At 71.5% G+C, this 17427-nt stretch carries 18 protein-coding genes; 8 read left to right on the top strand and 10 right to left on the bottom strand.

The window, feature by feature from the left end; translation table 11 throughout:
• Nucleotides 1–7: 7 nt before the first annotated feature.
• Complete coding sequence (locus KIS93_RS41110; RefSeq protein ID WP_080042602.1) at nucleotides 8–820, bottom strand: alpha/beta hydrolase; 813 nt, start codon at nucleotides 818–820, stop codon at nucleotides 8–10.
• A gap of 112 nt (nucleotides 821–932) precedes the next feature.
• Here KIS93_RS41110 and KIS93_RS41105 point away from each other — a divergent pair, with 112 nt between their 5' ends.
• From KIS93_RS41105 to KIS93_RS41090, 4 genes are read left to right on the top strand one after another with little or no spacing between them, the layout of a single operon-like run.
• Nucleotides 933–1424: a methylated-DNA--[protein]-cysteine S-methyltransferase gene (locus KIS93_RS41105; RefSeq protein ID WP_080042603.1), complete on the top strand. Its 492-nt coding sequence runs from the start codon at nucleotides 933–935 to the stop codon at nucleotides 1422–1424.
• Nucleotides 1421–2107 (top strand): 2OG-Fe(II) oxygenase, encoded by a 687-nt coding sequence (locus KIS93_RS41100; protein WP_080042604.1) that lies wholly within the window; start codon nucleotides 1421–1423, stop codon nucleotides 2105–2107. The genes KIS93_RS41105 and KIS93_RS41100 overlap by 4 nt, the downstream gene beginning before the upstream one ends.
• 8 nt (nucleotides 2108–2115) lie before the next feature.
• On the top strand, nucleotides 2116–2601 hold the full coding sequence (locus tag KIS93_RS41095) for a hypothetical protein (protein WP_080042605.1): 486 nt from the start codon (nucleotides 2116–2118) through the stop codon (nucleotides 2599–2601).
• The gene (locus KIS93_RS41090; protein ID WP_471633771.1) at nucleotides 2595–3236 is read left to right on the top strand and encodes an alpha-ketoglutarate-dependent dioxygenase AlkB family protein; all 642 of its coding nucleotides are present in this window, start codon (nucleotides 2595–2597) and stop codon (nucleotides 3234–3236) included. Before KIS93_RS41095 ends, KIS93_RS41090 begins: the two co-directional genes overlap by 7 nt.
• Here KIS93_RS41090 and KIS93_RS41085 read toward each other — a convergent pair.
• The 7 genes from KIS93_RS41085 to KIS93_RS41055 form a co-directional block, all read right to left on the bottom strand.
• The gene (locus KIS93_RS41085; RefSeq protein WP_230465554.1) at nucleotides 3220–3918 is read right to left on the bottom strand and encodes a helix-turn-helix domain-containing protein; all 699 of its coding nucleotides are present in this window, start codon (nucleotides 3916–3918) and stop codon (nucleotides 3220–3222) included. The two genes, KIS93_RS41090 and KIS93_RS41085, sit on opposite strands and share 17 nt — an antisense overlap.
• A 97-nt stretch (nucleotides 3919–4015) precedes the next feature.
• Nucleotides 4016–4624 (bottom strand): hypothetical protein, encoded by a 609-nt coding sequence (locus KIS93_RS41080; RefSeq protein WP_155128480.1) that lies wholly within the window; start codon nucleotides 4622–4624, stop codon nucleotides 4016–4018.
• Nucleotides 4625–4723: 99 nt separating this feature from the next.
• Entirely contained in the window at nucleotides 4724–5326 is a 603-nt protein-coding gene (locus tag KIS93_RS41075) for a class I SAM-dependent methyltransferase (RefSeq protein ID WP_080042608.1), read from the bottom strand.
• A 124-nt stretch (nucleotides 5327–5450) separates the two neighbouring features.
• Nucleotides 5451–6077, bottom strand: coding sequence for an RloB family protein (locus KIS93_RS41070; protein WP_186404686.1), 627 nt, complete (start codon nucleotides 6075–6077; stop codon nucleotides 5451–5453).
• Nucleotides 6061–7299, bottom strand: a complete 1239-nt coding sequence (locus tag KIS93_RS41065) for an AAA family ATPase (RefSeq protein WP_186404685.1) — start codon at nucleotides 7297–7299, stop codon at nucleotides 6061–6063. Before KIS93_RS41065 ends, KIS93_RS41070 begins: the two co-directional genes overlap by 17 nt.
• Before the next feature lie 605 nt (nucleotides 7300–7904).
• A complete protein-coding gene (locus tag KIS93_RS41060) occupies nucleotides 7905–8930 on the bottom strand; it encodes an alpha/beta hydrolase (RefSeq protein ID WP_080042611.1) in 1026 nt (341 codons plus the stop codon).
• A 58-nt stretch (nucleotides 8931–8988) separates the two neighbouring features.
• Complete coding sequence (locus KIS93_RS41055) at nucleotides 8989–10203, bottom strand: amidohydrolase family protein (RefSeq protein ID WP_080042612.1); 1215 nt, start codon at nucleotides 10201–10203, stop codon at nucleotides 8989–8991.
• 94 nt (nucleotides 10204–10297) lie between these two features.
• Here KIS93_RS41055 and KIS93_RS41050 point away from each other — a divergent pair, with 94 nt between their 5' ends.
• A complete protein-coding gene (locus KIS93_RS41050; protein WP_186404684.1) occupies nucleotides 10298–10741 on the top strand; it encodes an SRPBCC family protein in 444 nt (147 codons plus the stop codon).
• 81 nt (nucleotides 10742–10822) lie between these two features.
• Here the strand turns inward: KIS93_RS41050 and KIS93_RS41045 are convergent, their stop codons facing one another.
• The gene (locus KIS93_RS41045; RefSeq protein ID WP_080042614.1) at nucleotides 10823–14002 is read right to left on the bottom strand and encodes an AfsR/SARP family transcriptional regulator; all 3180 of its coding nucleotides are present in this window, start codon (nucleotides 14000–14002) and stop codon (nucleotides 10823–10825) included.
• A gap of 112 nt (nucleotides 14003–14114) precedes the next feature.
• Nucleotides 14115–14465 (bottom strand): nucleotide pyrophosphohydrolase, encoded by a 351-nt coding sequence (locus KIS93_RS41040; RefSeq protein ID WP_080042615.1) that lies wholly within the window; start codon nucleotides 14463–14465, stop codon nucleotides 14115–14117.
• A 41-nt stretch (nucleotides 14466–14506) separates the two neighbouring features.
• Between KIS93_RS41040 and KIS93_RS41035 the strand changes: the two genes are divergently transcribed.
• From KIS93_RS41035 to KIS93_RS41025, 3 genes are read left to right on the top strand one after another with little or no spacing between them, the layout of a single operon-like run.
• Nucleotides 14507–14947, top strand: coding sequence for a MarR family transcriptional regulator (locus KIS93_RS41035; RefSeq protein WP_230465555.1), 441 nt, complete (start codon nucleotides 14507–14509; stop codon nucleotides 14945–14947).
• Nucleotides 14948–14993: 46 nt separating this feature from the next.
• Nucleotides 14994–15788 carry an alpha/beta fold hydrolase gene (locus KIS93_RS41030; RefSeq protein WP_186404683.1) on the top strand — a complete coding sequence of 265 codons (795 nt, stop codon included), beginning with the start codon at nucleotides 14994–14996 and terminating at the stop codon, nucleotides 15786–15788.
• 24 nt (nucleotides 15789–15812) lie between these two features.
• The gene (locus KIS93_RS41025) at nucleotides 15813–17369 is read left to right on the top strand and encodes a serine/threonine-protein kinase (protein WP_080042616.1); all 1557 of its coding nucleotides are present in this window, start codon (nucleotides 15813–15815) and stop codon (nucleotides 17367–17369) included.
• The last annotated feature ends 58 nt before the right edge of the window (nucleotides 17370–17427 follow it).

Below are 17427 nucleotides of genomic sequence, written 5' to 3'. Positions count from 1 at the left end.
CCGACAGTCACGCACCGGGCAGGGCGCGGTCGATGAAGGACGTGACGTCGTCCAGCACCTCGTCCTTGTTGATCTCGTTGAACACCTCGTGCCGGGCCCCCGGATAGATCCGCTCCGTCAGGTCGCTCCCCTTGACGGCCTCGATGCCGGCGCGGCTGCCGGCGAGCGGCACGAGCTGGTCGTCGTCCCCGTGCACCCACAGGGTGGGCAGCGCGCCGAACGTGCCGCCCTTGGCGATCGTCTCGAGCGTCGCCGCGAACGATTCCAGCGTCGCCCGCTTGAACGGCCCGTGCCACACGAGCGGGTCGGCGGCGTACGCGGCGCCCACGGAGGGGTCGCGGGAGAGCGTGCTCGGGTCGATCGGCACGTCCGGCGGCTCCTCGAACGCCAGCAGCGCCGGCACGGCCCCCCACTCCCCGATCACCGGCCCGGACAGGACGAGCGCGGTCAGCCCTGACCCGTACCGCTGGGCGTAGCGGGCGGCGATCATGCCGCCCATGGAGTGGCCGATCAGCACGACGGGCACGCCGGGGTGCTCGGCCCTGGCGTGCTCCTCAACGGCGTGCACGTCGGTGACGACGTCCTCGAAGTCCTCGACGAGTGCCCGGTCGCCCTCGGACTTGCCGTGCCCCACGTGGTCGAGGCCGTACACGGCGGCGCCGTGCCGGACGAGCCGGTCGGCGACGTGCTCGTAGCGGCCGATGTGCTCGCCGTAGCCGTGGACCAGGATCGCGAGGTATCGGGGCTGCTCATGGGGCCACTCGCGGGCCGTGTTGCGGCCCCTCGTGCCGGTGAAGGTACGCTCGCGCGACTCGGCCATGCTCTCTCACTCCTTGCTCGACGACGAAGTGAGCCTATGACGGCACGAGAACGGGTGCCACGACGTCCGAAAACCGCCGACCTCGGACGGGGCCGCTGGTGTTCGTACAAGTATGGACATCTACACCACGATCGACAGCCCGCTGGGCGAGATCCTGCTCGTGGGGGACGGCACGGCGCTGACCCGCCTGTCGTTCGCCCCGGCTGCCCCGCACACGGCGGGCCTGCGGCGCGACGACCTCAAGTTCGCGGAGGCGGCGCGGCAGCTCGGCGAGTACTTCGCGGGCGAGCGCACCGCCTTCGACCTGCCGCTCCGGCCGCGCGGCAGCACGTTCCAGGAACGGGTGTGGACGGAGCTGGCCGGGCTCCCGTACGGGACGACGACCAGCTACGGCGCGCTCGCCGCCCGCATCGGCGCGCCCGCCGACCGGATCCGCGCGGTCGGTGCGGCCGTCGGCGCGAACCCGCTGCTCGTCCTGCTCCCCTGCCACCGCGTCGTCGCCGCCGACGGCGCCCTGACGGGCTACGCGGCCGGCCTGGAACGCAAGCGCGCGCTGCTCACGCTCGAAGGCGTCCTGCAGCCCCAGCTCTGGAGCACGCTGTGAACGCCGACTGGAACAAGCTCGCGGCCGAGCTGGACGCCTACGGGTGCGCGCTGACGCCGCCCCTCCTCACGCGGGAGGAGTGCGAGGAGATCTCCGGTCTGTACGACGAGACCGCGTTCTTCCGCGCCACCATCGACATGGAGCGCTACCGCTTCGGCGCCGGCCAGTACCGCTACTTCGACCACCCGCTGCCGCCCCTGGTGCAGCGGCTGCGCGCCGAGTTCTACCCCCCGTTGCTGCCGATCGCCAGGGACTGGGCGGCCCGCCTCGGGCAGCCCGCCCCCTGGCCGGACGACTTCGGCGAGTGGCTGGACATGTGCCACCGCGCCGGCCAGACCCGCCCGACACCGATCCTGCTCCGCTACCGGGAGAATGACTGGAACGCGTTGCACCGCGACCTGTACGGGGATCTGGTGTTCCCGCTGCAGGTGGTGATCGGGCTGGACCGGCCGGGCGAGGACTACACCGGGGGCGAGTTCCTGCTGGTGGAGCAGCGGCCGCGGGCGCAGTCGCGGGGGACGGTGACGTTGCTGCCGCAGGGCCACGGGCTGATCTTCACGACCCGCGACCGGCCCGTGCGGTCGTCGCGCGGCTGGTCGGCCGCGCCGGTGCGGCACGGCGTCAGCACCGTACGCTCGGGGCTGCGGCACACGCTCGGCCTCGTCCTCCACGACGCGAAGTGAGCCCTCGCATGACGGGGGTCACGGCTCGCGAGCTGGAGACGGTGGTCGCGCTCGTCCGGGCGCAACGGGCCCGTACCGTCGTGATCGGGCACGGGCGGGAGGCCGCGCCCGCCGCCGAGGCGTTCGCGCGGGCGTGGGACGGGACGGTGCTGGCGGTGGTCGGCTGGCCGGAGGTGGCGGCGTCCTGGTTGCGGCAGGCCAGGCGGTTCACGGCGGGCGAGCCGGACGCGTGGGTGGTGGCGGGCGAGGCACGCGGGTGGGCCGGGATGAGCGAGCGGCTGCGGCGCAGCACGGGCTGGGATCCCGGCCGTACGTACGGGTTCGCGGGGACGGCGGCGGCCGTGGCGATCGCGCCGCCTGGGACACTGGAGGGGATGCGGGGCGCCGGCCGGGACGGGACGGTGTGGCGCATCGGACGTAACCTGATATTTCGGGAAAGTAGCGTGACCTGCCAGGACAGTCGCGCGGAGTCACCTCAGGAGCAGCGATCGTGATCCCGCTACCCATGAGGGAGATCGCGCCCGGCGCGGTCCACGTGCCCGGCTGGCTGACGCTCGACGAGCAACGCCACCTCGTCCAGGAATGCCGGGAATGGGCGCGCGGCCCGGTGCCGATGCGGCACACCGTGCTGCCGAGCGGCGGCGTCATGTCGGTGCAGACGGTGTGCCTGGGCTGGCACTGGCGGCCGTACGCGTACACGCGCGTCGCGCACGACGTGAACGGCCGCCAGGTGGCCGCCTTCCCCGGCTGGCTGGCCGACCTCGGCCGGCGCGCCCTGGCCGACGCCTACGGGCGCGACGTCCCGTACGAACCCGACACCGCTCTGATCAACTTCTACGACGGCCAGGCCAAGATGGGCATGCACCAGGACAAGGACGAGCGTTCCGACGCCCCTGTGGTGTCGTTGAGCATCGGCGACACGTGCCTGTTCCGCTTCGGCAACACCGAGACGCGCGGCCGGCCGTACACCGACGTGCGGCTCGCCTCGGGCGACCTGTTCGTGTTCGGCGGGCCGTCGCGCTTCGCCTACCACGGCGTGCCGAAGGTCTACCCGGGCACCGGCGACCCCGCCACCGGGCTGACCTCCGGCCGGCTCAACCTCACCCTGCGGGTCACTGGCCTGCGGTGACGTACCCGAACTCGTCGTCCGACAGCGTCCGCCGCAGCGTCCGCACCACCCGGGCGGGGTCGTCCTCCGGCCCCTCCACGTAGAACGGCTTCCCGTCGCGGCCGAACGTGACCGCCGACTCCTCCTCCCACTTGCCGAGCAGGTCGGAGCCGAGCGCGAACAGGTCGTGCGGCTCGAACCCGAGCTTGCGCGCGTAGTCCACCGACCCGAACACCAGGTGCCTGGCCAGCTCGATCGGCGCCTCCTGCCAGCCCGGGTACTCGCCGAAGAAGTACTCGCGGAACCGCACCAGGTCACGGTCGTCGAGCACGTCGGGACCGATCACGCTCTTGACGCCCAGGCAGTAGACATCGGCCAGGTACCCGCACACGGACAGCCGGTCCCACGTGTGCCGCCGGGCGACGAGCACGGACACCATGCCGCCCACCCCGGAATTCGGCGCCTCGTCCACCCAGCCGCGCGCCGGATCGAGGCCGAGCCCCTCGCTCCACCCCACGTTGATCCAGCACCCGACCACCTCGGCCTCCCCCGGCCCCTGCGCCTCGGCGGCCTCAGCCGTCTCGGCGGCGATCGCCCGGACGATCGGCGCCACCACCGACGGCGAGACCTTGAGCGCGCGGGCGATCTCCTTGGGGGACTTGCCCTGCAGGCGCAGCTCGCGTACCTGCTCTTTCAGATCCATGGCGGCAGACTAGCGCCCTGCGGCGGGACGGCGCGGCAGGTCACGCCTCCCGACCGGCGACCGGGTGTCGCCGGTGACGGGCCGAGGAGCACACCCGTCAGGCCGGCTGGCACAGCGTGCCGAGGTCCGCCATATCCGCGTTGATGTCCGTGATCACCTGGTTCGGATCGCCGCCGTTCATGCCGCTGAGCCGGAAGTACAGCTCCTGGAACTCGGCGGCCAGCCGGCTGATCTTCTGCCCCACCACTCCCTGCGCGTCGAGGACCGCCCCCATCAGGTCGAGGTAGGCCTGATGAGCCGCCGCCGCCTGGGTGCTGCGGGCGCTCCCGGCATTCCGCCGGTACGCGGCCAGCGCCGCGGCCGCATCGTCACAACCGCCGGGCCGGACCGCTGACAACGGCGCGGCACTGCCCCCGGCCTCTTGCGTGGGCCGCACGGCAGGCGGCTCGGCCGTACTGGGCTCCGCCGTCGGGGTCGGGCTGGTGCTCGGCTCCGTAGCGGGTGGCTGTGTGGCGGCCGGGGTCGACTCCACCACGTCGGCCGAGTGCGAGGGCGGGGGCTGCGCGGGTGCGGGCGGCGGCCTCAGGTAGGCGACCAGCGCGATCACGGCGGCGAGCGTCCCGGCCAGGGCGCTCACTGCCGTCCAGTTCGTACGCGATCTCGCCCCTCCACCCGACGGCGACTGCGCGGATCGGTTCTCCGTCATCTCCTCATCGTCTCCGAGGCGGCCAGGGAACGACGGGAGAACGGCGACGACGGTTACGCGGTGAGGACGCGCGCGCCGGCGATCTCGCGACACAGCAGGTCAGCCGGTCTTGCGCCAGACGACGGCGTACCGGAAGAGCGGTAGCCGGCGCCACCGCATCCCTGGCAGAACAGCGGAAGCCACCTGCTTCACCTGGGCGTAGGTGTGGGGAAAGGTCATCTGCACGGGTGCCGTGTGGTTCCAGTAGCCGCGGGTGCGTGAGAGCACCTGATGCTGGACGATCCCGGCAAGGTCCATCAGGTAGTCGCGCGGATGCCCGTTCCTGGCGCAACCGATCACGACCAGCGCCCCGCCCGGCGCCGTGAGCGACGCCAGCCTCGCCAGTGCGGCGCCCAGGTCGGGCAGGTGATGCACGGTGGCGATGGACGTGACGACGTCGAAATGCCCCTCCGGCAACGGGCTGCTCATCACATCACCCACGACCCAGTCCACGTCCGCTCCCGTCGCGCGAGCCCGGTCCAGGACTTCGGGATCCAGATCGATGGCGGTCACGTGCGGCACCAGCTCCCGTAGCGCCGTCGCCAGCAGCCCATCGCCTGTCCCGACGTCCAGAGCCGTCCGCGCGGCGGGCGCGACGGCCTCCAGGGCCAGGTGGTGGTAGTGCGTGTTGTGATTCCACCGGGCGCGTAGATCGGTCGGCATGCCTGAGATCTTCGCATGCGCGCTCCTCCCGTCCACCTGACGGCGACTGCGGCCCACATCGTGACCGAGCCGCCGAGAGCCTGGTCGGCTCAGCGCTTACATATAAAGATCTTGTACGTGATGCTCATTCGTTGCTGAAGCTCTTGATGTGGTCCACAAGCACCCAGACTGAAGACCAGGGATTTCTCTCGACCAGATTCGCGGCCTCGCCGAACTTCGCCCCAAGGTCCACGGCGCGCGACCGGCCACCTGAATACAGCTCCGCGAACGCATCGAAGCTGATCCGTTTGTTGTAGTCAGGAAGGTGCACTGCTAACTTCGTGCAGGCGTTCGCCGTGGTGAGATAGGCCCGCTGCTCCTGAAAATGCAGGAGCAGCCAGAGCTCGAAGCACGGGTTCGACACCGCGAGCTTGATCCCATACTTGGAAGCCAGCTTCTCGGCCTCCTCAATGCCCGGGTGGCACTGCGGAGCCTCCACGTCGAAGACGCACCAGACCTGATCCCCGCGCTGGAAGTCGATATCGCTCCTGCGCGCCAGACCCGTGTCATTGATCGCATAGCGGACGATCGAATGCGAGTTTCCCTTCGTGGGCACGACGCGAACATCGACGTTCGCCGCCCGCAGGGTGGATCTGAGGCCGCAGAAGTAGATTTTCTCCGTGACCCTGCCTTCACAGTATATCGAGAGCCTTTTGCGCGGCGGCTTGGGCTTCCCGGATTTCCGATCCAGCGGCCTATTGCCCCGAGGCATGCTCGATATCACCCGCTTGGATGAGCTCAAGGAGGATGGTCTCATCGAAGAACGGCGTGGCACCATAGCGCCCGCGCAGGTAGGAGCGTTCGATGTTGTCCAATCCTTCCCGCACTCTGTACTCCGTCAACGGATACACGCGGGTACCGCCGGTCTCGTCCTTCTCGGTGAACCAGATCTGATCTCGGTGCAGACGGAACTGCGCCTTCCCGCCCAGCAAGGTGACGTCGTGGGAGTTGAAGAGGAGCTGGCCGCCCTTGGTGTTGATGGCCGGATCCTGAAAGAGTCGCACCAGCTCGGCGGTCAGGGATGGGTGCAGTCGCGCGTCCAGCTCGTCCACCACCAAAAGACTGCCGGTGCCCAGAGTCACCAGAATGGGCCCCAGCATGGAGAGCCACGTGCGGGTGCCGGTCGACTCCGAGTTGAAATCCAGCGACTTGGGCCCGGTCGCCGTCCGATGCTGGATTTCGACCTCGCGTGAGACGCTGTCGAGGTTGACACCGGTGTCGTCGATTTCAAGGGCTTGCAGGACACGGTAGAACTTCTCCCGGTCCTCCTTGCTCATCTCCAGCTTCTTGATGCTCATGCCGACCACGCCCAGGTCCGCGAAGTTCAGCAGATCCAGAACGGCTTTACTGTCGTGCTTCTCCAGCAGGTGCAGGCTGGTGCCCAGCCTCGCCTGCTCATTCGCCGTGTTCGCGGAGCGGCACCGCCGGCTGAACCAGCGGTAGATCGGCCGGATGGACTCCAGATTGTTGGCGTACGCGGCCGAGAGGAAGAGACTGTTGTCGCGGACGGCACGCTCGGTCACCTTGCGCTGTCCGGTGAGCGTCGGCCCGAAGCGCATCGGCTCGCCACGGGTTCGCTCGAAGAGCATCCTTCGACGCTTCTCCGGATATGCGTACAGCCACTCTTCCCGGACGCACATGTCGTCCAGCGAGAAGCCGTAGTTATAGCGCACTCCTTCTGCGACTATATCCACCTCATACTCGCTGGGACGGGCCGGCCCGTCATCGTCGAGCAGGAACGGCCGCCGGGATATCGGGCCATCAGGATTCCATTTCTGATGGGAATTCCTGACCGCCCAACACATGTACTTCAGAGCATCGAGAAGGTTTGATTTGCCCGACGCGTTCGGCCCGAAAACCCCTACCGCCGGCAGGGCGTATCGCCCGGTTTGGCCTGGAATCTCCTGAACGGCGAGATCGTCGTGGCGGTCCATCGCAACCATGCTCAGTTCCTGGCGATCTCGCAGCGATGCATGGTTCGTAGCAGCGAACCTCAAGAGCATGTCGCCCCCTCTTCCGGAAGCCATCGTACGCCTTATGCCCGCTGATTCGTCAATTATTGACGCCAGGGGCCTCGAAACATGGGCACGAGGGCTGTTTGAGGGGAGTGCGCACCACCGCTTCAACCCGTTCGCCCCGCCATCGGGCCGGGCCTCCGACGCCTGACGGCTCCACCTTGCGGAGACAAACGGTGCGGTGCGCTGCCCCAGCTCATCCACCTGAAGCATGTCTTCCTGCCCGCAAGAACGGCACATGACGTGCTCACGAAGCACACGACGAGGCGGCCCCCCTGAGCCGGCCCTACCTCTGGTCTTCTGTGCCCTTCAGCCAGCGTGCTCAAGGGTGATGACGTCTTGATGGTGGTGTGCCGGCCATGCGGAGATCGGGGCGCGGCCGGGGAGCGCGAGGGGCTGGGAAGCCCCTCGCCCGGGGGTGTGGGGGCTTGCCCCCCACCGGGCGCTGCCTGAGCCCCGTCGCGCGTAGCGCGTCCCAGGGAGAAGACCTTGCAGTGCCCCCCGGGTCTTCCCGGAATGCGGGTTTATGTGAGGCGGTGGGAGAGCCAGGACAGGGCCAGGGGGTAGCGGTATTCGATGCCGCCGTGGCCGGCCTCGAAGAGCTCGAAGTGCACCCGATCCGCCGGGACCCCCGCCGCCTCCAACGCCCGGTGGAAGGAGACCGCGCCGAAGTCGAGGTAGTACTCGTCGCGGCTGCCGGCGTCCACCCAGATCGCGCGCATCGAGCGGAGTGCGTCGGCGTGGCGGGGGTCTGCGGCCATGACGACCGGGTCGAGGGAGAGCCAGCGGTCCCACACCTCCGGCACGACCGCGCCTGTGTCGTCGAAGGGGAGGCGGACGATGCCGTCGTCGGAGTAGGCGGCGGCGTAGGCGTACATTTCGAGGAGTTCGAGGTCGCCGTCCTTGGTGCCGGGCAGGCGGCTGCGGAAGTCGGCGAGGAACTTGTCGTACGAGCCGTCGTACATGTCGCGCAGCCGGCGGGCCAGCGCGGGGAAGCGTGGGCGGTGGCAGACCTCGAACAGGGCGTCCCCGGCGTGCGTGGCGAGCGCGCCGAACACGTCGGGCGCGAGCATGGCGGTCACCATGGCCCCGTAGCCGCCGCTCGACTTGCCGGTGACGGCGCGGTGGTCGCGGTCGGCGAGGGTGCGGTAGCGGGCGTCGACGAAGGGGACGATCTCGTCGCGCAGGTACGAGTGGTAGCGGCCGGTGGCGGGCGAGTCGAGGTACTGGCTGCCGCCGAGCGCGGTCCACGCATCCACGTACACGACGATGGCGGGCGGTGCGTCGCCGGCGGCGAACATGGCGTCGGCGAGCTCCGGGTACGGCTGGCGGAACGGCGTCCGGTTGAACCACATGCCGACGTGGCCGGAGTAGCCGAGCAGCACGTACATGGCGGGGTAGCGGCGTTCGGGCGAGTCGTCGTACCCGGGCGGCACGTACACCACCAGCGGGCGTTCGTGCGGATCCCCCAGCGGGTTGCCGCGCAACAGGTCGCTCTCGACGACGTGATGGTCGAGGCGGCCGGCCAGGTCGGCGGACCAAGGCAGCATCACAGTTCCTTCCGGCGAGCGGGACGTCGAGCCCGCGGATCTCAGGTTTTCGGCACGTTCAGCCCACGGACGTCGTCACGGTGTCCACGGTTCCCTGCCCGACCGAGCGGCCCGACACCAGGACGAGGGCGAGGTTGCGCAGGTCCGAGATGCGTTCGAGGGGGTCGCCCGCGACGGCGATGAGGTCGGCCCGCTTGCCCGGGTCGAGGCTGCCGGTGACCTCGCCCACCCCGCAGGCGTCGGCGGCGCGGATGGTGGCCATCTCGATGATCTCCGCGTTGCCGTAGCCGACCGACGCGAACGTCTCCAGTCCTCCGACGTACCCGTCGGTGGGGTTGGGAATGTCGCCGACCGCGAACCCGGCGTCCGTGCCGGCGATGACCCGGATGCCGGCGTCGCGCATGGCGGCGACGCCGGCGAGCCAGGCGTCGAGCATCTGCTGCCCGTGCACCTCGGCGATGCGGGAGATCACGCCGTGCACGGTGGGGCACACGTACGTGCCGCTCGCCGCGACGAGGTCGGCGAGCCGGGCGTCGTACTGGTGGCCGGACGGGGTGAAGAACGAGCAGTGCTCGATCGTGGTGACGCCGGCCTCGACGCTGCTGCGGATGGAGTCGTGCGCGTGGGCGTGCGCGGCGACGTGCTTGCCGCGCGTGGCGGCCTCCTCGACGACCACGCGGAGCTGGCCGGTGGTGTACTGCGGCGTCCAGCTCGGCGGCGCGCCGGGTGTCATGAGGCCGCCGGAGGCCATGACCTTGAGGCAGTCGGCGCCGGCGCGGAGGTTCTCCCTGGCCACGCGGCGGATGGCGGGCTCGTCGTCGGCCTCGCCGCCCATGTACCAGCAGTGGCCGCCGGTGATGGTGATGGGCCGGGTGGCGACCACGAGATGCGGGCCGACGGCCAGGCCCTCCTCGATCGCGTCGCGCAGCACCACGTCGAGGAAGCCGCGCCCGCCCAGGTCGCGGGCGGTGGTGACGCCGGCGGAGACGAGCTTGCGGGCGTTCTCGGCCATCCGCAGCAGCAGGTGGTGGTCGCTCTCGGAGCTGCGCCGCGTCACCGGGTCGACCTTGTCGTCGAACCCGAGGTGCACGTGCGCGTCCACCATCCCCGGCAGCACGGTGTGCCCGGGCAGGTCGAGCACGTCCCCCGCCTCCCCCGCGCTGCCGCGCGGCCCCACGGAGACGATCTTCGTGCCGTCGACGAGGACCTCCCCGTCCTCGATCGCCTCTCCTGGACGCCCGGTCAGCACCTTGGCGGCGCGAATGATCCGCATGCGTCCCAGACTGCCACCGCCTAAAGGTCGCGAGAAGGGGATCGTAAGCCCCGCCGGTCATCGTGGACCCATCGACAACAAGGAGGGCAGCACGATGACCCAGACCGCCGAGTACGAACTCACCCGCCTCTTCGACGCGCCCCGCGAGCACGTGTGGGCGGCGTGGACGGAGCCCGAGCGGTTCGCCCGCTGGTTCGGGCCGCGCGGGCTGGCCACGCCGGTCGGCCGGATCACGCTCGACACCTGGCCGGGCGGGGTGTGGCGGGCCACGCTGGTCGGCGAGGAGGGGTTCGAGGTGACGCTGGACGGGACGTATCGGGAGGTGGTGGCGCCGGAGCGGCTGGTGTTCACGACGGGCGACCCCGACGATCCCGGTGACGGGCCGGCGTCCGTCGTGACGGTCGCTCTCGCCGACGTGGGCGGCAAGACCGAGATGCGCTTCCATCAGTACGGGGTCAACACCGACCAGGAGCATGCCGAGGGGGCCAAGGCGGGCTGGAACGAGTTCTTCGACCGCCTGGCCGCCTGCCTGAAGTGAGCCGCCTGCCTCAAGTGAGCCGCCTGGCCGCCCGCCTCAAGCGAGCCCACCTGCTCACGTGCCGCAAGTGAGCCCGCCTGCTCACAGCAGGCTCTGGGCTTCGTCCAGCTTGTAGGTGCCGCCCCGGGCGAACGCCGCCGCGAACGCCTCCTCCCCCAGCGCCTCGCGCGTGCGGGCGGTGACGCGGTGGAGGTCCTCCAGCTCGGCCTCGTTCGGCGCAAGCTGGTAGCTCTCCCTGGCCGCCGCCGCCAGCCCCAGCAGCAGCGCCGACTTCTCGGTGAGCCCCGAGGCGGCGGCCGCGCCCTCCACGGCGCCGATCGTCGTGCGCGGGTCGCCGATGCGCCAGGCGAACGCGAACGCCTCGGCGTGCAGCGCCAGGGCGCCGGCCAGGTCGCCGCGCAGCTCGGTGAGCCAGCCCAGCTCGATGAGGGTGTCGGGCAGGTGCAGGGCGGGGTCGCCGTCGGGGTCGCGCGACAGCCCTTCGAGCAGGTGGAGCAGGTGGTGCTCGGCCAGGTCGAGCCGGCCGGCCCGGCGGGCGGCGTAGGCGAGGCCCATCTCGGCCATGGTCGCGCCCTTGTTGTAGCCCTGGGCGTTCGCCTGCTTGAGCGCGCTGCCGCACAGCTCGATGGCCCGGTCGTACTGGGCGCTCTCCAGCGCCACCCAGCCCAGCCACGCGGTGTGCGTGGCGACCTCCGGCCACAGCCCCAGGTCTTCGGCCATCCGCAGGCCCTCGCCGAACAGCCGGTTGGCCTGCTCGGCGTCGCGCCGCATCTCGGCCAGCGAGGCCAGCCACTCGGTGGCGCGCAGCAGGCCCCACCGGTCACCCAGCTCGGTGAACAGGCGGGCGCTCTCTCCCGCGATGCGCTCGATGGCCTCCTGGTCGCGCAGCGTGAAGGCGTCCATGGCCTGCCGGGTGAGCGCGGTGGCGATGCCCCACCGGTCGCCGAGCTCCCTGAACACGGCCAGCGCCAGCTCCGTCTGCTGCTGCCCGGCCGGCATGTCGTCGGCGTGCAGGCCGACGAAGAGCCTGGCCCTGGCCTGCTCGCCCGGGTCGTCGACGGCGTCGAGCACGGGCTGCCAGTCGGGCTGCTCACCGAGACACAGCGCGAACCCCACCTCCCAGGCCGCCGCCCTGCGCCGCGCGGCCCCGCCATCATCCGCCGCTTCCGGGACGGACAGTGCCTGGGCCATGGCGCGGCGGCCCTCGGCGAGCCTGCCCCGCAGGAACCAGTACCAGGCCAGCGCGTTCACCAGCCGGGCCGCGCGGTGCCCGTCGCCGCGCGCCGCCGCCGTGTCGAGGGCCGCCCGCATGTTGGCCGCCTCCGCGTCGAGCCGCAGCAGCCAGTCGCGCTGCTCGGGCCCGTACAGGCCGGGCTCCGCGCGTACGGCCAGGTCGAGGTAGTGGCGCAGGTGCGCGTCGCGTACGGCGTCGAGCTCGCCCGCGTCGGACATCCTCGCCCGGCAGTACTCCGACACCGACTCCAGCAGCCGGTACCGGACGCCCGTCGGGGCGTCCACGACCACCACCAGCGACCGGTCCACGAGACGGGCCAGTAGATCCAGCACGTCGAGGTCGCCGGCAGCCTCCCCGGCGGCGCAGACGGACTCGGCGGCGCAGACGGACTCGGCCGCCTCCAGCGTGCAGCCGTCGGCGTGCACGGCCAGCCGCCGCAGGACGACCCGTTCGTCCTCCGACAGCAGGTCCCAGCTCCAGTCGATCACGGCCGTGAGCGTCTGCTGCCGGGCCGGCGCGCCGCGCTGGCCGGAGGCCAGCAGCCGGAACCTGTCGTCCAGCCGGTCCACGACGCCCTGCACGCCGAGCGCGCGCACCCTCGTCGCGGCCAGCTCCAGCGCCAGCGGGATGCCGTCGAGGCGCCGGCAGAGCTGCGCGACGGCCTGCGCGTTGCCCGCCTCCAGCCGGAACCCGCGCGCGGACGCGGCGGCCCTGGCCACGAAGAGCCGCACGGCGTCGGAGCGGGCCATGACGGCGAGGTCGGCGCCGGCGGGCACGTCGAGCGGTGGGACGCTCCACAGCACCTCGCCCGCCACGGCCAGCGGCTCCCGGCTCGTCGCCAGGATGCGCAGGCCGGGGCAGCCGCGCAGCAGCACCTCGGCCAGGTCGGCGACCTGCTCGACCACGTGCTCGCAGTTGTCCAGCACGAGCAGCATCCGCCGCGCCTTGAGCACGGCGGCCAGCCGCCCCACGAGCCCGGCCTCGCCGAGGGCGGGGGCGCCGGCCTCCTCCCTGATGTCCAGCGCCGCCATGACGGCCTCCGCCGGCGAGCGGGGCCCCTGGTCGAGCGCGACCAGCCAGGCGCCGTCGGCGAACGTGTCGAGCAGCCGGTCGGCGGCCTCCAGCGCCAGCCGGGTCTTGCCGACGCCGCCGCTGCCGGTGAGCGTGATCAGCCGCTCCTCCTCGACCAGCGCGCACACCTCGGCGAGGGCGTCGTCGCGGCCGATGAGCTTGCTGACGGAGGCGGGCAGGTTGGTGACGGGACGGTCGGCGGGCACGCTCAGCGCTGGATCCTGCCCGAGTATCGCCTGGTGCAGCGCGACCAGCTCGGGGCCCGGATCGAGGCCGAGCTCGTCGGCCAGCCGCTCGCGCAGCTCGGCGAAGCTGGCCAGCGCCTCGCTCTGCCGCCCGGCCCGGTAGAGGGCCCGCATGTGGACGGCGCGCAGCCGCTCCCTGAGCGGATGCCGGCCGACCAGGTCGCCCAGCTCGCCCACGAGCAGCCCGTGCTCGCCCAGCTCCAGCCGCGCCTCGGCGTGCTGCTCCAGCGCCGACAGCCGCTGCTCCTCCAGGCGGTGGACGGCCGACCTCGTGTACTCCTCGTCGGCGAAGTCCGCGTATGCCGGGCCTCGCCACAGCGCCAGCGCGTCGGCCAGCAGCCCCGCCTTGGCCCTGGGGCTGTCGGCGGCCTCGGCCTTGGCCAGCAGGCCGGCGAAGCGCACGGCGTCGACGGCGCCGTCGTCGGCGCGCAGCAGGTAGCCGGGGGCGCGGGAGACGACGAGGTTCTTCCCGCCGGGCTCGGCGTCCTCGAACGCCTTGCGCAGCTGCGAGACGCGCACCTGCAGCGCACCCGCCGGGTTGGCCGGCGGCTCCGCGCCCCACAGGTCGTCGACCAGCCGGTCCACCGACACCGGGTGCCCCTCGTGGACGAGCAGGTCGACAAGGAGCGCCCGGACCTTGAGCCCGGGAACCGTGACGGTCTCCCCGGCGTCCGTCCAGACGGCCAGCGGGCCCAGCACCCCGAATCGCATGCCCGTCACCTTACGAGAAGCCTCCGACAAACGTGCGGCAGCGGGCGCTCCCCCGGCCTCACGGCTCCAGGACATCGGTTCCCTGGCTGCAGGACGGCGGTTTCCGGTTGCTTCAGGACGGCGGAGCTTTCCTGGCCGAGCCCCGATAGAGCTCGGCGTCGTAGCGCCGGTCGTTGTCGTCGAGCTTGGCCCGCGCCGCCTCCAGCAGGTCGACGCCGAGGACGTCCGCCAGCCGGACCAGGTAGAGGGTGACGTCGCCGAGCTCGGTGCGCATCCTGGCGAGCGTCTCGGGGTCGGGGGCGCGCGACTCGTCCGCCGTGAGCCACTGGAACTCCGCGACCAGCTCTCCGACCTCGCCCGCCAGCGCCATCGCGAGGTTCTTCGGGGTGTGGAACTGCTCCCACTCCCTGACCCGCGCGAACTCGCGCAGCCGTGCGGCCAGGCACTCCAACTCCGTCGTCACGTCACCCGACCCTACCGAGCCGCGCCGGTATGTTGCCTAGCGTGAATGGGGTCGAACTGTTCCTGCTGGGCCGGACGCTGATGAAGATCGGCGAAGAGGCGATGCCGTCCGAGGGGATCGGTGAGCAGTCCACGAGCGCGCGCACCGTCCTGATCGTCGTGAGCGACCTGCGCGCCCATCCCGAGACGACGGTGGGTGAGATCGCCGCCCGTACGGGGCTGCCGCAGAGCGCGGTGTCGGCGGCCATCGGGCGGTTGCGGTCGGTGGGCGCGGTGATCGCGGAGACCGATCCCCGGGATCGCCGCCGCACGATCATCCGGGAGGCGCCGGAGGTGTCGGAGCGGGTGACGCGGGTGCGTGACACGCCGATCGACGCCGCCGTGGCCGCCGCGTTGCGCACGAACGATCCGCAGCGGGTGCGCGAGACCGTGGTCGCCCTTGAGGAGCTGGCCGACCGTCTCATTCCGCATCTCCGCAAATAATCCATCATTATTGATACATCAATTCTGATGCATTAGAGTCGTCGGCATGACGATGCTGCGCGTGGACGACGCCGACCTCTACTACGAGACCCGCGGCGCCGGGCCGTACCTGCTGATCTCCCAGAGCGGTGAAGGCGACGCCGGCCGCAGCGTCGACCTGGCCGACCGCCTCACCGACACCCACACCGTGATCACCTACGACCGGCGCGGCCTCAGCCGCAGCACCGGGACGCCCACGAGCATCCGGCAGCACGCCGACGACGTGCACCGGCTGCTCGCCCACCTCACCGACCGGCCCGTCCTCATGCTCGGCCTGAGCCTGGGCGCCTCCATCGGCCTCCACCTGGCCATGCGCCACCCCGAGCAGCTCAGCCTGCTCATCGCGCACGAGCCGGTCTCGCCCTGGCTGCTGCCCGCCCCCGAACGGGACCGGCACCGCGCGGAGCTGGCCGGGATCCGCGACCTCTACCTCGACGCCGGCCTCCCGCCCGCGCTCAAGGAGGTGGCCCGCGTGCTCGGCATCACCGGCGGCGGCGACACCGAGCCCGGCCTCACCCCGCAACCCATGGACGCCCAGCGCCAGGCCAACTTCGACGTCTTCATCCGCCACGACTTCCAGGCCGTCATCGAGGACGACCTCGACCTGACCGGCTGCCGCGTCCCCATCCTGCCCGCCGCCGGCCGCACCACCCCGGCCGAGGTGTTCGACCGCCGCTGCGCGGACGAGCTGGCCGCCCTCCTGGGCACGGACGTCGCGACGCTCCCCGGCGGCCACAACGGCAACCTCAGCCACCCGCGTGCCTACGCTGCCCGCCTGCGCGAACTTCTGCCCGCCGCCTGACCACACCCGTGTACGCTTCCGCGCGTGTCGGATTTATCGGTCCCGGGGTACGAGATCAAGGGCGTGCTCGGCCAAGGCGGCTTCGGCGTGGTCTACCTCGCCGTGCAATCGGCCGTCGGCCGCGAGGTGGCGCTCAAGGTCGACAACCGGGTGCTGCTGTCCGACCGTGACAGGAGGCGCTTCCTCCGCGAGGTCACCGCCGCCGGCGCCCTGTCCGGCCACCCGCACGTGGTGCCCGTCTACGACGCCGGCCTGCTGCCGGACGGCCGGCCGTACATGGTGCTGGAGCTGTGCCCCGGCGGCTCGCTGGCCGGACGGACGCTCTCCCCCGCCGACGCCAGGGACGTCGGCGTCCGCATCGCGGACGCGCTCTCCGCCGCGCACGCGCAAGGCGTGCTGCACCGCGACGTCAAGCCCGCCAACCTCCTCCTCAACCGGTACGGCCAGGTGGCGCTCTCGGACTTCGGCCTGGCCACCATGCCCGCCTCCGGCCCCGACGCCTCGGTCACCCGCGAATCCCTCACCCCCTCCTACGCCCCTCCAGAGGCGTTCGAGCTGGCCGAGCCGTCACCGGCGGGCGACGTGTACGCGCTCGCGGCCACCGTCTACGCGCTGCTGTCGGGCCGCCCGCCGCGCTTCCCGGAGAGCGGCGTCCCCAACCTGGCCATGATCCTCGCCCTGCACCGCCTGCCCGTCCCGGACATCCCGGGCGTACCGCCGGAGCTGACGGCCGTCCTCCGCCGTGCCCTCGCCACCGACCCCCGCCACCGCACGCCGAGCGCGGCCGCCTTCCGCGACGAACTCGCCGCCATCCCCCTCTCGTCCGCCCCGCCCTTGCCCTCTGCCTCCCCTCCTCCGCGCCATCACTCCCCCGCCGCCCCGCCCCCTGGCCACCACCGCCAGGCCCCGCCCTTCACGCCGGCCCCTTCACACCCCACCCACCCCCCGTACGAACCCGTCACCGGCCCCACGGCACCCCAGCCGCACGGCATCAACAAGGTCCTGGTGGCGATCATCGCCGCCCTGTCCCTGGTGATCGTGGCCGGCGCCGGCGTGTTCTTCTACAACCAGTTCGCCCCGCAACAGCCAGGAGGCAGGCACCAGCAGGCCGCACCGACCACCACCGCCTCGGCCACGCCCCCGAAGAAGACCCCCAACGTCTTCGCCGGCCTGTCCACCTACACCGAGAACTGCCCGGCCGCGAAGGTCGCCGGCGCCGGCGCTGCCTGCGTGCGGGAGGCGGAGTGCTGGGGCGGCCTGGTCATCATCGTCGGCGACACGAAGGCCAGGCGGCTGGGCTGCGAGGAGCTGCACTCGTGGGAGACGTTCGCCGTCGCCCCCATCCCGAAGGACGCCGAGACGTACGTCCAGCAGGACCTCGCCAAGCACCCGACCGTGAAGAAGGTCTGCAGCCGCTCCAACCTGCTGGCCACCAGGGTCGGCACGGCGAAGAGCATCAAGGGGCAATGGCGGGCGGACGTGATGCCGCCGTCACAGTCGCAGTTCGAGGACGGGATCCGGTACTACCGCTGCATCGGCAGCCTCACCGGCCAGCAACCCCGCCGCACGTTCTTCCACTGATCCTTGGTCCCCTCATCTCTGATCCCCAGAAGCGGCGCCATACCGCGCCAGTGCGCAC

The organism is [Actinomadura] parvosata subsp. kistnae (assembly GCF_900323885.1).
GTDB classification, from domain to species: Bacteria; Actinomycetota; Actinomycetes; order Streptosporangiales; family Streptosporangiaceae; genus Nonomuraea; species Nonomuraea composti.
Note: the sequence above shows the minus strand (reverse complement) of the source record. Positions and strands in the feature narration are given on the sequence as shown.

Excerpts from the sequence above, each read along its gene's own strand:
- KIS93_RS41110 (WP_080042602.1), bottom strand. The coding sequence starts at position 820 with ATGGCCGAGTCGCGCGAGCGTACCTTCACCGGCACGAGGGGCCGCAAC.
- KIS93_RS41080 (WP_155128480.1), bottom strand. The coding sequence starts at position 4,624 with ATGACGGAGAACCGATCCGCGCAGTCGCCGTCGGGTGGAGGGGCGAGA.
- KIS93_RS41055 (WP_080042612.1), bottom strand. The coding sequence starts at position 10,203 with ATGCGGATCATTCGCGCCGCCAAGGTGCTGACCGGGCGTCCAGGAGAG.
- KIS93_RS41095 (WP_080042605.1), top strand. The coding sequence starts at position 2,116 with ATGACGGGGGTCACGGCTCGCGAGCTGGAGACGGTGGTCGCGCTCGTC.
- KIS93_RS41060 (WP_080042611.1), bottom strand. The coding sequence starts at position 8,930 with ATGCTGCCTTGGTCCGCCGACCTGGCCGGCCGCCTCGACCATCACGTC.
- KIS93_RS41070 (WP_186404686.1), bottom strand. The coding sequence starts at position 6,077 with ATGCCTCGGGGCAATAGGCCGCTGGATCGGAAATCCGGGAAGCCCAAG.
- KIS93_RS41065 (WP_186404685.1), bottom strand. The coding sequence starts at position 7,299 with ATGGACCGCCACGACGATCTCGCCGTTCAGGAGATTCCAGGCCAAACC.
- KIS93_RS41075 (WP_080042608.1), bottom strand. The coding sequence starts at position 5,326 with ATGCCGACCGATCTACGCGCCCGGTGGAATCACAACACGCACTACCAC.
- KIS93_RS41105 (WP_080042603.1), top strand. The coding sequence starts at position 933 with ATGGACATCTACACCACGATCGACAGCCCGCTGGGCGAGATCCTGCTC.
- KIS93_RS41030 (WP_186404683.1), top strand. The coding sequence starts at position 14,994 with ATGACGATGCTGCGCGTGGACGACGCCGACCTCTACTACGAGACCCGC.
- KIS93_RS41085 (WP_230465554.1), bottom strand. The coding sequence starts at position 3,918 with ATGGATCTGAAAGAGCAGGTACGCGAGCTGCGCCTGCAGGGCAAGTCC.
- KIS93_RS41045 (WP_080042614.1), bottom strand. The coding sequence starts at position 14,002 with ATGCGATTCGGGGTGCTGGGCCCGCTGGCCGTCTGGACGGACGCCGGG.
- KIS93_RS41050 (WP_186404684.1), top strand. The coding sequence starts at position 10,298 with ATGACCCAGACCGCCGAGTACGAACTCACCCGCCTCTTCGACGCGCCC.